The sequence below is a fragment of the Tolypothrix sp. PCC 7601 genome (genome assembly GCF_025677855.1).
Taxonomy (GTDB): Bacteria; Cyanobacteriota; Cyanobacteriia; order Cyanobacteriales; family Nostocaceae; genus Aulosira; species Aulosira diplosiphon.
The window spans coordinates 1,886,707-1,902,186 of record NZ_CP064879.1; the positions used below are offsets into that span (position 1 = coordinate 1,886,707).

At 41.8% G+C, this 15,480-nt stretch carries 12 protein-coding genes and 1 pseudogene; 10 read left to right on the forward strand and 3 right to left on the reverse strand.

The window, feature by feature from the left end; translation table 11 throughout:
- Positions 1–95 precede the first annotated feature (95 nt).
- Entirely contained in the window at positions 96–833 is a 738-nt protein-coding gene (locus HG267_RS07880; RefSeq protein WP_045872806.1) for a 2-phosphosulfolactate phosphatase family protein, read from the reverse strand.
- Positions 834–1,240: 407 nt separating this feature from the next.
- Here HG267_RS07880 and HG267_RS07885 point away from each other — a divergent pair, with 407 nt between their 5' ends.
- The 7 genes from HG267_RS07885 (at position 1,241) to HG267_RS07915 (ending at position 10,413) form a co-directional block, all read left to right on the forward strand.
- The gene (locus HG267_RS07885; RefSeq protein WP_045872807.1) at positions 1,241–3,490 is read left to right on the forward strand and encodes an HAD family hydrolase; all 2,250 of its coding nucleotides are present in this window, start codon (positions 1,241–1,243) and stop codon (positions 3,488–3,490) included.
- Positions 3,491–4,489: 999 nt separating this feature from the next.
- Entirely contained in the window at positions 4,490–5,467 is a 978-nt protein-coding gene (gene egtD, locus HG267_RS07890) for an L-histidine N(alpha)-methyltransferase (protein ID WP_045872808.1), read from the forward strand.
- 472 nt (positions 5,468–5,939) lie between these two features.
- The gene (locus HG267_RS07895; protein ID WP_263420034.1) at positions 5,940–7,058 is read left to right on the forward strand and encodes a hypothetical protein; all 1,119 of its coding nucleotides are present in this window, start codon (positions 5,940–5,942) and stop codon (positions 7,056–7,058) included.
- Positions 7,059–7,261: 203 nt separating this feature from the next.
- Positions 7,262–8,014 carry an ISH3 family transposase gene (locus HG267_RS07900; protein ID WP_263420035.1) on the forward strand — a complete coding sequence of 251 codons (753 nt, stop codon included), beginning with the start codon at positions 7,262–7,264 and terminating at the stop codon, positions 8,012–8,014.
- Between the two features lie 452 nt (positions 8,015–8,466).
- Complete coding sequence (locus tag HG267_RS07905; protein ID WP_263420036.1) at positions 8,467–9,069, forward strand: hypothetical protein; 603 nt, start codon at positions 8,467–8,469, stop codon at positions 9,067–9,069.
- 225 nt (positions 9,070–9,294) lie between these two features.
- Positions 9,295–10,233 (forward strand): SPFH domain-containing protein, encoded by a 939-nt coding sequence (locus tag HG267_RS07910; RefSeq protein ID WP_045872809.1) that lies wholly within the window; start codon positions 9,295–9,297, stop codon positions 10,231–10,233.
- A 3-nt stretch (positions 10,234–10,236) separates the two neighbouring features.
- A complete protein-coding gene (locus HG267_RS07915; protein ID WP_168161019.1) occupies positions 10,237–10,413 on the forward strand; it encodes a ribbon-helix-helix domain-containing protein in 177 nt (58 codons plus the stop codon).
- A gap of 230 nt (positions 10,414–10,643) precedes the next feature.
- Here HG267_RS07915 and HG267_RS07920 read toward each other — a convergent pair whose 3' ends face one another.
- Positions 10,644–12,503, reverse strand: coding sequence for an aspartate kinase (locus HG267_RS07920; protein WP_045872810.1), 1,860 nt, complete (start codon positions 12,501–12,503; stop codon positions 10,644–10,646).
- Between the two features lie 512 nt (positions 12,504–13,015).
- On the opposite strand from HG267_RS07920, the gene HG267_RS07925 reads away from it, so the two are divergent.
- The gene (locus tag HG267_RS07925) at positions 13,016–13,438 is read left to right on the forward strand and encodes an NUDIX hydrolase (protein WP_045872811.1); all 423 of its coding nucleotides are present in this window, start codon (positions 13,016–13,018) and stop codon (positions 13,436–13,438) included.
- A 92-nt stretch (positions 13,439–13,530) separates the two neighbouring features.
- Positions 13,531–13,875 (forward strand): type II toxin-antitoxin system Phd/YefM family antitoxin, encoded by a 345-nt coding sequence (locus HG267_RS07930; RefSeq protein WP_045872812.1) that lies wholly within the window; start codon positions 13,531–13,533, stop codon positions 13,873–13,875.
- 280 nt (positions 13,876–14,155) lie between these two features.
- Here HG267_RS07930 and HG267_RS07935 read toward each other — a convergent pair.
- Positions 14,156–14,882 (reverse strand): annotated as a pseudogene (locus HG267_RS07935) (ATP-binding cassette domain-containing protein); the annotation flags it as partial.
- A 103-nt stretch (positions 14,883–14,985) separates the two neighbouring features.
- Here HG267_RS07935 and HG267_RS07940 point away from each other — a divergent pair.
- Positions 14,986–15,330, forward strand: coding sequence for a type II toxin-antitoxin system Phd/YefM family antitoxin (locus tag HG267_RS07940; RefSeq protein WP_045872812.1), 345 nt, complete (start codon positions 14,986–14,988; stop codon positions 15,328–15,330).
- Positions 15,331–15,480 lie beyond the last annotated feature (150 nt).

Here is a 15,480-nt window from a genome sequence, read left to right on the forward strand (position 1 = left end):
CCGTTAAGTCTGGGAACGGAACAGATGGCCTTGGAAACCCATGCAAGGCATTGCTGCCAAAATTTAAAATCTAAAATCTAAAATTGGTATAATTATTAACCCAGAGATTTTAAAACTCCCAGTTCTTGCTGTATAGGCAACACATCTAAAATATCGGTTTGGGAACAGTATTTTAGATCTTCATCACATTCCAGACGCAGCAAACGTTTGCCGTGACTGGCGTGTTGTAGAAGTCCTAATAAGTTATCTTGCCATTGAGAGTAGAGCGCGATCGCACTAATCACTTCATCATTACCAGCGATGTCATCTGGTGATAATTGAGTATGTTGCAAAATACTATGGGCGATCGCACCTGCACATACTGTATCTTCTAAAGAAAAACTACCTTCCCAACCAGATCCGACAATCCAGACTGTCTCAGGTTGCTTTTCTAGGAGAAATTTCACTACCGCAGCACGGTTGATCAAGGCTGCTGCTATGACAGTGGGCACATCTTGTACCCGCTTTAAGGCACGTGTACCATTGGTGGTACTGATAAATAAGCGCCTCCCTTGTACCAGTTCTGGTGTGCAATCTAGAGGAGAATTACCCAATTCAAAGCCAGCGACTTTCGCACCACCACGTTCTCCGGCTCGCAGCCGTTTGAGAGGGGGCCATTTTTCACTGACTTCCATGAGTTGATCTAAATCGCTGAACACTTGTACAGCTTCGCCTCCAGCCGCCAAAACTGTAGCCATTGTGCTAGTAGCTCGCAGAACATCGACTGCGATCGCACATTCTGGGGCTTGATCTGTTGGAGTCAATTCCGGGGTGTGATAAACAAATAGCTTCACGTTTTAGATAAGCCTGATCTAATGCTGCCGAGATAACATTCTAACTACTTGGTGTCATCTAATTGATGATGAATTGGCTAAGAAATCTCCACAGTGAATCATTGAGGATACTCTATGAATACCATTATGGGTTTCTCTATAATCTTATGCTCAGAGCTTGTTTGGGCTGTTTTTGTCGTAGATTTTGAGTGTTGAGAAAAGCAGTCTCAAAATATTCCATTGAGTCAAGGAGCCAGCAATTTCCAGTTAAAGGAACCCCAAGTTGCCGCATCCCCTAATATCCTCAGAGGAAATCTGTTCTATAATCTGCAAATACCTGGATAATTTTATTTACCTGTAGCGATTAACAGTTATCTGTAGTAGATGCTGTTCTTAGGCTGGAATGCAGTCATGACGAGGAATGCACTATGTCACATAGCTCAGGGTTGTATATTCTACTAGTCAGCGTTCATGGGTTAATTCGGGGTCACAATTTAGAATTAGGACGAGATGCTGATACAGGCGGGCAAATAAAATATGTGCTGGAACTTGCTCAAGCCTTAGTGAAACACCCTCAAGTTGAACGTGTAGACCTAGTTACTCGTTTAGTTAACGACCCAAAAGTTAGTCCTGACTACGCCAAACCTGTAGAAGTTCTTTCTGACAAAGCTCAAATTATTCGTCTGAACTGCGGCCCGCGTCGCTATCTCCGCAAAGAAGTTCTCTGGCCTCATTTGGATAACTTCGCAGATGAATTACTCAAACATCTGCGTCAAATTGGTAAATTACCTCATGTGATTCACACCCATTATGCTGATGCGGGATATGTAGGTTGTCGGGTGGCTGGGTGGTTAGGTATCCCCCTAGTGCATACGGGTCACTCCCTAGGACGAGTGAAACAACAACGATTGTTAGAACAGGGAACTAAGCCGGAAGTCATTGAAAATTATTTTCATATGGCTACCAGAATTGAAGCTGAAGAAACTACTCTTGCTAGTGCAGCTTTAATTATTGCTAGTACTAATCAAGAAGTCACACAGCAGTATGGTATTTACGACCACTATCAACCGCAACGGATGGTTGTAATTGCGCCAGGAGTAGCACTCGAACGCTTCTACCCAGTTACCGAAAATTGGCAGGAACCGCCTATCTATAAAGATTTGCAGCGATTTCTCCATGACCCGCAAAAGCCGATGATTATGGCGCTTTCCCGTCCGGCGATTCGGAAAAATGTTGGTACATTGGTAAAAGCTTATGGGGAAGATCCACAGTTGCGTCAGCTCGCCAATTTGGTCTTGGTTTTAGGTAACCGAGATGACATCACCACGATGGAATCAGGGCCGCGTCAGGTACTCACAGAAATTTTCCAGTTGATAGACCGTTATGACCTTTATGGTTATATCGCCTATCCCAAACACCACGGTGCTGATGAAGTACCAGAACTCTATCGATTGTTGGCAAAAACCCGGGGAGTCTTTATTAATCCGGCATTAACTGAGCCATTTGGTTTAACTTTAATTGAAGCTACAGCCTGTGGTGTGCCCATTATTGCCACATCAGATGGCGGCCCACGGGATATTCTAGGGGCTTGCGACAATGGTATGCTAATTGATCCCCTCGATATTAAACAGATTCAAGATGCTTTGCGAACAGCATTAACTGATACCGAAAAATGGCAACGTTGGTCTAGTAATGGTTTAAGTAGGGTAAGGGAAAATTTCTCTTGGGATACCCACGTAGAGCGCTATTTGGAAAATGTGCGTCAATTACCCCAAAGAAGAGTCCAATCTCTACTCAGTCCTTTGCGGCAAGGGCCAGCTAGTAACATCACTGATTGGAATATTCCCGAAACCAACCGCTTACCAACTGCCGATCGCTTTTTAGTATGTGAAATTGATAATACTCTCTTAGGTGACCCAGAAGCACTACAACAGTTAATTGTGCGATTAAATAATGAAGGTAGCACTACTGGAGTAGGTATTGCGACTGGACGTAACCTCGACAGTGCCTTAGAGATGTTAGAGGAATATCGCTTTCCTATGCCAGATTTGCTCATTGTCTCCACAGGTAGCGAGATTTACTATGGCCCCCAGATAATTCCGGATATGAACTGGCAAAGACATATTAGCTATCGTTGGCAACCAGACGCAGTGCGCCAAGCAATGGCAGAACTACCAGGAGTGATGCTACAACCCGCAGAAGGTCAAGGTAAGTTTAAAATTAGCTACTTTATTGATGAAGAAAAATCTATGAGCTACCGAGAAATTATGCGTCATTTGCGACGGCATAAACTCCATGTGAAAGGTATTTATAGCCACAATATGTATCTGGATTTGGTTCCAATCCGCGCTTCTAAAGGCGATGCCATCCGTTATTGTGCGTTGAAGTGGGGATTGCCAATCAAACGCTTCTTAGTCGCAGGTGCGTCAGGTAATGATGAATCGATGCTGGCGGGTAATACTCTAGCTGTCGTTGTGGGGAATTACAGCCAAGAACTGGAAAAGTTGCGTAGCTATCCACAAGTTTACTTTGCTCAGGGACATTATACTTGGGGCATTTTGGAAGCTTTGAATCACTACGACTTTTTTGGGACTTTATCTCAGACAGAATCGGAAATGAACGCACAAATCGAATTGGTAATGCAAAGAAGGGAAGAACTAGTTACAGAAGGGGCCTGACCTTCTTAAGTAGAACAGCGTGCAATAGTTGTTGGTTAAGGGCAAAAGGGAAAGGGGAAAAGGGCAAGAAAAAACTTTTAACCTGCCTCCTCTGCTTGCCCATATGTACAGCGTATTTCAGGTAAATGAGGTACACAGGTAGGGGAATGGCACTGCCTTACCCTGACAATCAACGATTATCTATACCTCACCAACTAGCAATCTGCTGTATCATTTTTAAAGTGAAATGGGATAAGAGGGTTTGCATCCCTCAATCTTCAATGACGTTATATTTTTTGGCTATCCCAGACTTCACACTCAAAAATGTCTAAGCTGTTAAGCATTTAAATTGTATATTTCGCACTCAGGTTGTCAAAAGTCAAGAGTCCAAAGTCCAAACTAGCCTTTGACTCTGGACTCTTGACAGTCCTAACGCCAAAATAGCCAAAATATTTGATTTAGGTGCGTATCAGCTTAAAAGATTTAATTTAACAAGATTTGTATCAAATATCATCAAATATTTAATAAAAATATACTTTGTTTATCTGGAATTTCTGACTATGTAAGGATTTAACCTAATATCAAGTATTAATTTTTTATAACTGGTATAGGAGAGCCTATTTTTTTGCAGAGAGTGGCTGGATAAATATTATTTGAATCTCGTTCTCAGTGGTACTTTTACACCAATAAAAATTCAGAAAAGTTGTTTTTCACCGAAGTGTTGTTATTTTTGACTTGACCTTATCTGTTGAATGTGAATATACTATTACGGGTATTTACTCTAGCTTTTATAAAAATCTTCTTTCATTTTTGAAAGCCAGAGTACATTTGTAAGTTTTTCTTTTCTGTTGGCTGATACTTGTTGGTTGTTCCCTAGCTTCATAAGTAATTTTGCAAGTCCTGCAAGGATTGCAATAAAAACTCAAAGTTTTGAGATGACCTCGCTTTAGGTCTACTTTTTCTATATAAAAGTAGCCAAAACTCTAATTTTGTCCAACATTCAGTACTTCAGAAACACAAATGTCAGTTACATCTTTAATAAGTCTTAAGCGTCACCATGATCTGATTAATCAAGATGGTACAGATGTCATTCAAGGATTAACTCAAGTTCCCAAAAAAATACCGCCAAAGTATTTTTACGATCATCGCGGTTCAGAATTATTTGAACAAATTTGTGAACTACCAGAATATTATCCAACCCGCACAGAAGCCTTAATTTTAAAGCAATGTGCCGATGAAATTGCTCAAATTACAGGTGTTTGTGAATTAGTAGAATTAGGTAGTGGTAGTTCTACAAAAACAGTGTTTTTGTTAGATGCTTATCAAAAAATTGCCAAGTATTGTCAATATATACCTATCGATGTGAGTGGAGGAATTCTCAAATCTACTGTCCTCAATCTCAAGCAAAAATATCCGACATTTTCTATCAATGGATTAATAGCAACATACGAGCAAGCATTAGTCAAACTAGAATCTACATTCGCCTATAGACGGATGATTTTTTTCTTAGGTAGTTCTCTGGGGAACTTCGAGCCACAAGATTGTCATGCATTTTTAAAACAAATTTCAAGGACATTACAACTAGGCGATTACTTTCTTTTAGGGATTGATTTACAAAAACCCAAAGAAATTTTAGAGCCTGCTTATAACGACATTCAGGGAGTAACGGCAGCTTTTAATTTAAATATGCTATCCCATTTAAATTGGCGTTTTCAAGGTAATTTTGATATCGACTTATTCACCCATCAAGCTATCTATAATCAAGCTGATTCTCAAATTGAGATGTATCTCCGTTGTCAAAAAAAGCATTGGGTGAATCTAGAAATTTTAGATTTAAAAGTCTCCTTTCAAGCAGGTGAAAGTATTCTCACCGAAATCTCGCGGAAGTTTGATTTAGCAAATATGCAAAAACAATTGGAGATGCAAGGGTTAAAAACTGTAAAAACTTGGACAGATCCACAGCAATGGTTTGGCTTAATTCTTTGCCAAAGAGTTTAATTGATTTGAAATCAATATAGGGTTAGGCAGTCAATATTTTTAGGTTAAGGGGAAAAAGGGGAATGGGAAAAGGGAAATAACAAACCTTTAACCCAAAACTAACTTTGAGTTCAAAATGCTTAACCAAGTAGTATTGGTTAGGCATTAACAAAACATCAAAATAAGTTTCTGTTTTAATTATTAAGCCATTGTCCCCTATAGAAACAATAGTTTATTGCTTGATTTGATGAACAACATCAATACTCATCTGCTTGAATGCTGCTGTCTTTTTTGCCATTAAATCTTGAGAAAGATATCACCCGAAAAAACTTTGATAATTAGATGTTTGATTATGTTAATTTATGCATCAAAATTCAAAATTGATGATGTTAATAGCCCAACAATTAGTTATTTTTTGTAAGGGCAAATAAATAAAAGTTTTAGCGATCGCCTAAATATTGCACTTGCAAACTGTTTCTTCAAGACTACCAATATGACACAACAAAACAACTCTGCGTTTATCCCCCATACTGCACCTTCGACTATGACAAACAAGAAGCGTCCGACAATTGGACTAATTGAACCGCCAGCAACAGGACTCTACGATGCAGAAGGCAAAAATTGGACTTCTTTATATAGACATCGCTCTTTAATTAGTAAGCAAGTGTTGCTAGCTGACTTGCAAGCTGGTGGATTTGATGCGCGCTTGGTCAACCTCAGAGATGACAATTATAGTGAAGAATTTGGAGAGATTGTTTGGAAAGGGATGACCCTGAGGAAAACATACGTCGGGGGAAAAATTTTCACCCTCGACCCCGAAGCCTATGATGCTTGGGGTATTACAGTCAATTTCTCTCAAGACCGCCAAGTTAGTTGTATGGTGATTGAGCATTTAGCGAAAGGCGATCGCCCCATAGTTGTGGGTGGTTCGGATGCGTTAGCGGAACCACAGCATTACTTCAAAGCTGGCGCAACAGCAGTAGTTCAGGATAAATCTGGGGGAGCAAACTGGGCGATTTTCGACTATGTACTGGGCAAAACTCCAAGAGAAGAACTCACAGGTGTGATTCTCGCTGATGGTAGACAGTATCCTCGGAAAACTAAAGCTAAAAGTCCTGATGAGTGGGCGCTACCCTCTTTGGAAGTAGCAAAAGAATGCTTAGGGACACTCCCCAACGTCCAAGGATTTGTACCTGTTGGTTCCTTAGTTGCAGACATTGGATGCGATCGCACCTGTGATTTTTGCATGACACCCACCTACGGGACTGGCTTTCGCAGAATGTCTCCAGCTACAGCCCTCAAATGGTTAGAGATTCAGAAACAGGCGGGGGCTGTGTCGATCAATATCGGTTCCGATCAATTCCTCGCCCGTGGGCTGTTCCCTGGAGGACGAGAAGAAATATTGGAAATTACCAATGGGGCGCGGGAGATGGGAATCACTCTCATGTGGCCCAATGGTTTAGAACTGCGGAAAACAACTCTCGGTGCTGGACGCAACTATGACAGCACCGACCTGCGACCAGATGAAGAACTAATTGCAGCCTTGTTTGGCTGGGATGGTAAGGTCAGTAGACCTAAAAGTTCTGCGATCGCGCACAGAGCATACCTATAAAACTGACTGTTGTCAAAAAAACCGTATTATTAGATACATTTTTTAGAAAACTCCTTGAGCAGCCATAAATAAGTAAAACTCATTAATCACCGAAAAAGTTAAGGGTAACGCGCCCACCAAAACATAGTTCTGGATCTGTAGTATGCAATTTTTTGTAAAGTATGGAGGTAAAGAAGCAAAATTGAGGATTATTTAGTTTGGCTATGAGTTCAAGAGAGCCAGTTTTAACTGATAGTAAAACCTTAAATGAAGTAGTTAACTGTTTAACAGAACATATTCCAATTCCTACTCAAGGTAAATGTGAACAACAAAATATCTTTGAAATTTTAATTCGAGCAGCCACCCAAAGGGATAGTATTGAAAACACAACCAAAGTCTTAAAAAATGTTCCGACAAGCAACGATATTCGTTACCATTTAGATAAATATTCAGATTTAAAATCTCTAGAATTAGACTTAAATACAGCACTACAAAGCCGTTTACCAGAAGGAATTCGACAGGGGAAGCAAAAAATAGCTATTGATTTTAACTTAATTCCTTATTATGGTGAACCATCACCATCGGAAGCCCCATATATTTATAGAAGTCAAGCTAAAAGTGGCACTTGTTCTTTTTATGCTTACGCTACTGTCTATGTAATTAAGAAAAATAAACGAGTCACCTTAGCTATTAAAGCTATTCAACAACAAAATACTAAGGCAGCGATTATCACTTATCTTTTAGCACTGATTGAACCTTTGAATCTGAAAATAGAACGATTATATTTAGACAGAGAATTCTTCTGTGTACCTGTAATTAGATGGTTACAAGCTTTGGATATCCCATTTGAAATGCCAGTTATTGTTCGAGGCAAACATGGCGGAACTAGACAATTAATTAGAGGGCGGCGTAGTTATAAGACTAGTTATACTTTAAACAGCGATAAATATGGCTCAGTTACTTTTAATTGTGGATAGTTTGTACATATAAAAATGGTAAAAGACGAGCGCATGGGCGGGAGTTTTTTATTTACGCTGTTTATAAAGTTAAGCTGTCATTACATTCAATACATGATGACTATCGTCTTCGTTTCGGAATTGAAAGTAGCTATCGGATGAAAAATCAATGCCGCATTAAAACAACTATCAAAAATCCAACAATTAGACTTCTGTTTGTAGCTTTGGCGTTTTTAATTATTAACGTTTGGATTTATCTAGTATGGCATTATCTTAGCCGTTTAAAAAGAAGTACTAGACAAGTTTTTTTCTCATCTATTTACCCTCAAACAGATGCTTGAATTTTTACGTCAAGCTGTAGACCGCAACTATGGGGTAAAGAGCGAAGTGTGTTTACCATCTGGCTGAATCTTGGTTGATTTTTGGATGCTAATTTATAAAGTAATCTTATCATTGAGCTAAACTCTCAGCTTTTGTATATTTCCCTCAAAAAATGTATCGTAAGCTACCATTTTTTAGCGATCGCAAAACTTTTAGGTCTACTGAAGGTTGGTTGTCCTTTGGCTTATATCCCTGCTGAACGTCCTGTGTTTGGAGGAGAAGCATATAAGAAACTGCTACCTTGGCAGGAGCATTGTACATTGATGAAATCTGTAGTTAGCACTGGTATACCAGTTGTTACTTATGGCATCATCATCGGGCTACCAGATGATGACCATGATGACTTGTTGCGCCTGGAAGAAGCAATTTCGGAACTTGTGGATGAACTGGTAGAGATTAACCCACAATTAGAATTTCAAACTTCCTGCTACAGCATTATTCCCTTACCCGGAACCCCGCAATCTTGTAACTTACGTAAAACAGGAATGCTGCAGTTTGAAGATACTTGCCTTTGGGGGGTATGGACAACTACTTCCAATACTCGTCATCTTACTTACGAGGAAGTTTCTGATTGGCAAATTCGTCTTTCTAATATTCGCAGAGCGCCATTGGCATTTACCAACTATAACGGCGAATATTCTGCGATGGTGAGTACAGCTTCCTCCAACGACTCTAAGATTGTGTTGGGAGTTTGAAGTAAACATTGGGCATGGGGCATTGGGCATTGGTTTTCCTCTGCCCGCGAAATTTAGTAGTACGCCAAGGCAACGGAAGCGGGGAAAAGGGTAAAGGGTAAAGGAGAAAGGTTTTTGTCCCTTACCCTTTTCCCTTTAACCTTTCCCCAATCTAAATTTGGGTGGTTCCACATTTTTGATATCTCGATGATATCATCGAGATATTAAATTACTATTACAAAGATTATGGAACCGAAAATCAAGGAATTTCCGGCGTTCAAAGTCAACGGCTTTATTATGTTGGCTGTGGTGATTGCGATCGCGTTGCTGGGAGGGTGGTATCTTTGGTCTAGGGTACAGGGGCTAGAAGCTTTACTGGCAAGAGGTTTGAAGGTTACAGACTTGATAGGTGAAGATAGCGCTGCAGAATTTCTTGCTCCCTTGGCTGCGGCATTAATTGCAGTTGTCATCCCATCAATATCAGGATTCTTTAGCGTTGAGCCAAACCAAGCGGTAGTTTTGGTGTTATTTGGCAAATATATGGGAACAGTTCGCGAATCAGGTTTTTGGTGGACAAATCCCTTTGCTAGCAAGCAAAAAATTTCGTTGCGGGTACGCAACTTTAACAGCAAAATTATTAAAGTCAACGATGCCGAAGGTAGCCCGATTGAAATTGCCGCGGTTGTCGTCTGGCAGGTTTTTGATTCTGCTAAATCTAAGTTTGCAGTGGATGACTATGAAGAATTTGTGGCGATTCAAAGTGAAACTGCAATTCGGGCGTTAGCAATTCGCTATCCTTATGACAGCCCAGACGATACAGCCACGCCTTCGCTGCGGGGAATCCCCGATGAAATCGCTCAGGCTTTGCAAAAAGAACTCCAAGCCAGGTTAGAAGTTACAGGTGTGGAAGTAATTGAAGCCAGACTCTCTCACCTTGCCTATGCACCAGAAATCGCGCAAATGATGCTACGAAGACAACAAGCAAAAGCCTTAATTGATGCGCGTCGGCAGATTGTCGAGGGAGCAGTAGGTATGGTAAATGAAGCTTTGAACCGTCTTAGTCAAGAACAAATGCTGGAATTGGATGATGAGCGCAAAGCCTCAATGATTAATAATTTGTTGGTTGTCTTAACATCGGAGCAAACCGCCCAACCCGTGATCAATGCTGGTACCCTATATAACTAGGAAATGGGACAAAAGAAACGATTTTTGCTACGTCTGGATGAAAAACTTTACGAACGGCTAGAAAAATGGTCTTCTGACGAACTCCGCAGCGTCAATGCTCAGATTGAGTTTTTGTTAGCAGAAGCCGTCAAAAAAGCAGGACGCTGGAAAGATGAGCCAGGTAAAGCAGAGGAAGAGTAGTGACAAAACAGGGTTAAGGGGAAAATGGGAAGGGGAAAAGGGGCAAGAAAAAACCTTTAACCCTTACCCTTTCACCTTTTCCCCAAACTAAATTCCGAGTTGAAAATCCTTAACCGAGGGTTATGAAGACGCGATAAATCGCGTCTCTACAGGATTTAAACATCAATCGATTTGTCTTATGCGAACCGCCTCTGATCTCCCTGCACCCTGCCCCCTGCCCCCTTGCTCTTCTATGCGGGAACGACAAACTTCTGGCTACCAGCCAGCCCAAATGCTGCATGAATCACTTGCAAAGCTTTACTGCCTTGTTCTTGGGCGACTACACAGCTAATTTTGATTTCTGAGGTAGCAATCATTTGAATATTGATTTGGTTCTGGGCTAGGGCTTCAAACATTTTCGCGGCTACACCAGGTTGTCCTACCATACCAGAACCAACGATGCTTACTTTGGCGATCGCACTATCAAGGACAACTTCACCCCAGCCATATTCTGCGGCGGCTTGAGAAAGCAAATTCTGGGTTTGTTCCCCATCGATACGGGCGACGGTAAAGGCGATATCTCTTCTGGCAACTCCATCTACTATACGACAGCGTTGAGATTGAATAATCATGTCAACGCTGATGTTGTGCTGTGCCAATAATCCAAATAGCTTTGCCGCCATTCCTGGGCGATCGGGGACTTGGCGAATTGCCAGCCGTGCTTGGTTCAAATCTAAAGCCACGCCACGGACGGGGGGAGAATCAGGTAGAGAGGCAGAGGGGCAGAGGGGTAGAGGCGAAACAATGTTTCTGTGATTTGTCTCTGCAGTTTCCTTGCTAGCTTCATTTTCTTCGACAATTTCAAAGGTGCTACGGAGTGCGGCGACGGCGCGATCGCATTCTGAGGCGGAAACTACACAGCTAACTTTGACTTCGCTGGTGGAAATCATGTGGATGTTGACACCTGCTGTCGCTAAGGTGGCGAACATCTGGGCGGCTACACCAGGACGGCCGATCATCCCTGCGCCGGAAATGCTGACTTTGGCGATATTTTCCTCAATCATCACCTCAGCTTCTTCGCTGTTATGAGAGTTGCTTCTCAGTGCGGGGGCGATCGCAGATGCTACTGCTTCTGCCCGTTTTAATATGGGTGTAGTTACGGTGAAGGCAATGTCATTAGTATTACCTTCATGAATCGATTGAATAATCAAATCTACATCGACTTGTTGGCGGGAAATTTCCCCAAATAACCGAGCTGCTACCCCTGGTTTATCTGGTACGCGTAAAAGCGCTACCCTAGCTTGGTTGGTATCAAATTCTATACCATCTACTGCTTTAGCAATTTCTAAATTCACCAGCGATCGCCCGTGAGGTTGAGGCGATGTTACCCAAGTCCCAGGGTCTTCAGTCCAACTTGATTTCACTACTAAAGGCACACCATAATTCCGGGCAATTTCCACAGCCCGGGGATGTAGGACTTTTGCACCCAAGCTGGCGAGTTCCAGCATTTCATCACTGGTAATTTCTGCCATCAGTTGAGCTTCGGGAACTAAGCGGGGGTCTGTAGTTAGAATCCCGGGTACGTCGGTATAAATTTCACAGAAATTTGCTTTTAAGGCGGCTGCTAAAGCTACGGCTGAGGTATCGGAACCACCGCGTCCCAAGGTGGTAATTTCTAATTCTTCTGTGCTGGATATTCCTTGAAATCCAGCTACCACAACCACCTTACCTTGATTGAGGTAACGCTCCATGCGCTCTGTTTCAATTCGCAAAATCCGGGCGCGGGTGTGTTCGGCTTCGGTAACAATTCCTACCTGTGCGCCAGTCATGGAAATTGCAGGTTGACCAATTTCCTGCAATGCCATACTCAATAATGCGATCGTTACCTGTTCGCCAGTAGAAAGCAGCATATCCATTTCGCGGCGGCTAGGATTATTAGAGATGGCATTGGCTAACTTCACAAGTCCATCGGTAGTTTTCCCCATCGCAGAAACCACCACTACTAGAGAGTTTCCGCGTTGAACAGTCTTATATACTCGCTGTGCAACAGCTTGAATACGTTCGACTGAACCAACAGATGTACCACCGTATTTCTGAACTATGAGCGCCATAAATTTTGGGAAATCAATATTGCTGCTTTGCTTGTATCAACGACACCAGCGATTTGGCAAGCCGAGCAAGGCATTACCAGTTATTTAGTTTACAGAAAATTGCGCTGTGTCTCACAATCTCTGTGATATATGTTATGGATTGACCATAATTTTATTAAAAATAGTTTACATTTAACAGTCTGATTGCGATTTATCGACTATGTCCATGAATAACTAAACGGGAATGAGTAATTGAGGATATTTAGACCACAAAGAGTTAGTATCTATGTGCCAACCTGATTGAAAAAATGCAGTTAGCATTAAGCCTGAGGGACTTCCAAGTAAAAAATATTCCATTGCTATCGTTGACTGTTGACTGTTGACTGTTGACTGTTGACTGTGAACTGTCAACAATCAACAACTTGAACGGAATAATTTATTTTTTGGAGTTCCTGTAAAAGCTAAGTGTCACTAAGTTTATCAATCACTCGTCTCAAGTACCTCAGGAATTGACACCACAGAATCTACGTCACATGAGTCGAAAAGCCAACAAAGTATTGAAGCAATCTGGAGTGATTCCTTATAGAATTCAAGATGGCAAAATCCAAGTCTTGCTGATCACAAGCCGCGATCGCCAAAGTTGGGTAATGCCCAAAGGTGATATTCCTGAAGGTATGAGTCCGCCGGATTCCGCCGCGAAAGAAGCTTGGGAAGAAGCGGGAATCATCGGCCAGGTAAATACTCGTGAAATTGGTACTTATAAATATCGCAAACAAGGTAAAAATTATCGCGTCAAGATGTATTTATTACCAGTGCAAACCCTGAGTGAAGATTATCCCGAAGCTGGGTTTCGAGATAGACAGTGGCTAGATATTCCCCAAGCCATGCGGCGAATTAAAACTACTTCTTTGAGAAGAATTTTACAAGGATTTCTTCTAGCTGAAGTACTGTTTTGAGCGATTGGGGATTGGGGATTGGGGATTGGGGATTGGGGATGGTTTGGTAGGTATTGAATAGAGATTTAATTAAGTACTTAAATATTTAATTTATGATTAATCTAGAGCATATTTACTCGCTCACGGACTTTAAGCGCAACGTCAAACAGTTTCTAGAGCAGATCAAGGCGACTAAATTACTTCTCGTCCTAACCGTCAATGGCAAAGCAGAGGTAGTTGTCCATGATGCAAGTGCTTTTCAGGAAATGATTGATAGAATTGAGCGTGCAGAATCAGAACTGCGTCAGTTGAAGTTAGAAGCATTACAACGAGATATGGCGATCGCAGCTGAACAGATAAAAAATGGCGAATATACAGAATACGATGATGAGTCTCTACCGAGTTTACTAGAAAATATCAAAGCGCGAGGAAAGCGTCAGCTACATCAGGATAGCTGATCATAAATCGTTATAGACCAATACAGGTTAAATAAGATCATTAGTGATTGATTTGTCAGTTGTGGAAACAGCTAGCTCATTTGGGGGATTCTCCCCCAAACCCCCGATTGGGTGACGGTTGCGTCCCCCAAACCCCCTCCAAAATTATTGTTTGGTTTTTTGTTGAGTAACTAGTTTTTTGGTTTTTTTGTTGACTTGAGAGATTGGGGAACAAACAATTCAAAATCCATCCCCAATGCCCCATGCCCCATGCCCAATGCCCCATGCCCCATGCCCTATACTAAATCTGTTGCCGCTTAATCAATTGACCAAACAATCCAGGTTGGGTGGCGAGTTCGTCAAAATTGCCTTGTTGTACTAAACGCCCATTTTGCAAAACGTAAATGCGATCGGCGTTGCGGATGGTGCTGAGGCGGTGGGCGACAACAATGCGAGTAACGTTCAGTTTTTCTAAACTTTCACTAACAATTGCCTGGGTACGATTATCTAAGGCGCTGGTGGCTTCATCAAATAGCAAGATGCGGGGGCGTAAAGCTAAAGCGCGGGCAATTAATAACCGTTGTCGCTGTCCCCCGGAAAGGTTTGTACCACCTTCGCTGACTACTGTATGCATCCCCATTGGCATGGCGTTGATATCATCAGCTAAACCTGCCATCCTTGCGGCTTCCCAAGCTTCTTCCATTGAAATGACGGCGTTACTGGAAATATTGTCAAATATGGATGCAGACATTAAACGGCTGTGTTGCAATACTACACCTAATTGACGGCGCACGGCGTTGACATTTAATCCGGCTAGTTCTTGCCCATCATAATAAATACTACCAGATTCTAGATTTTCAAAACCTAATAACAGGCGGAATAAAGTAGACTTACCACTTCCCGAAGGGCCGACGAAGGCAATAAATTCTCCGGGTTCTGCCCGCAAGCTGACATCATCTAGAGTCAGGGGGGCCATCAAGGCGATAGCGGAAAATGGCATGGCTAATTTCGACTTTGCCTGATAATCGTACTGTTTTGAGCGATTGGGGATTGGGGATTGGGGATTGGGGATTGGGGATGGTTTGGTAGGTATTGAATAGAGATTTAATTAAGTACTTAAATATTTAATTTATGATTAATCTAGAGCATATTTACTCGCTCACGGACTTTAAGCGCAACGTCAAACAGTTTCTAGAGCAGATCAAGGCGACTAAATTACTTCTCGTCCTAACCGTCAATGGCAAAGCAGAGGTAGTTGTCCATGATGCAAGTGCTTTTCAGGAAATGATTGATAGAATTGAGCGTGCAGAATCAGAACTGCGTCAGTTGAAGTTAGAAGCATTACAACGAGATATGGCGATCGCAGCTGAACAGATAAAAAATGGCGAATATACAGAATACGATGATGAGTCTCTACCGAGTTTACTAGAAAATATCAAAGCGCGAGGAAAGCGTCAGCTACATCAGGATAGCTGATCATAAATCGTTATAGACCAATACAGGTTAAATAAGATCATTAGTGATTGATTTGTCAGTTGTGGAAACAGCTAGCTCATTTGGGGGATTCTCCCCCAAACCCCCGATTGGGTGACGGTTGCGTCCCCCAAACCCCCTCCAAAATTATTG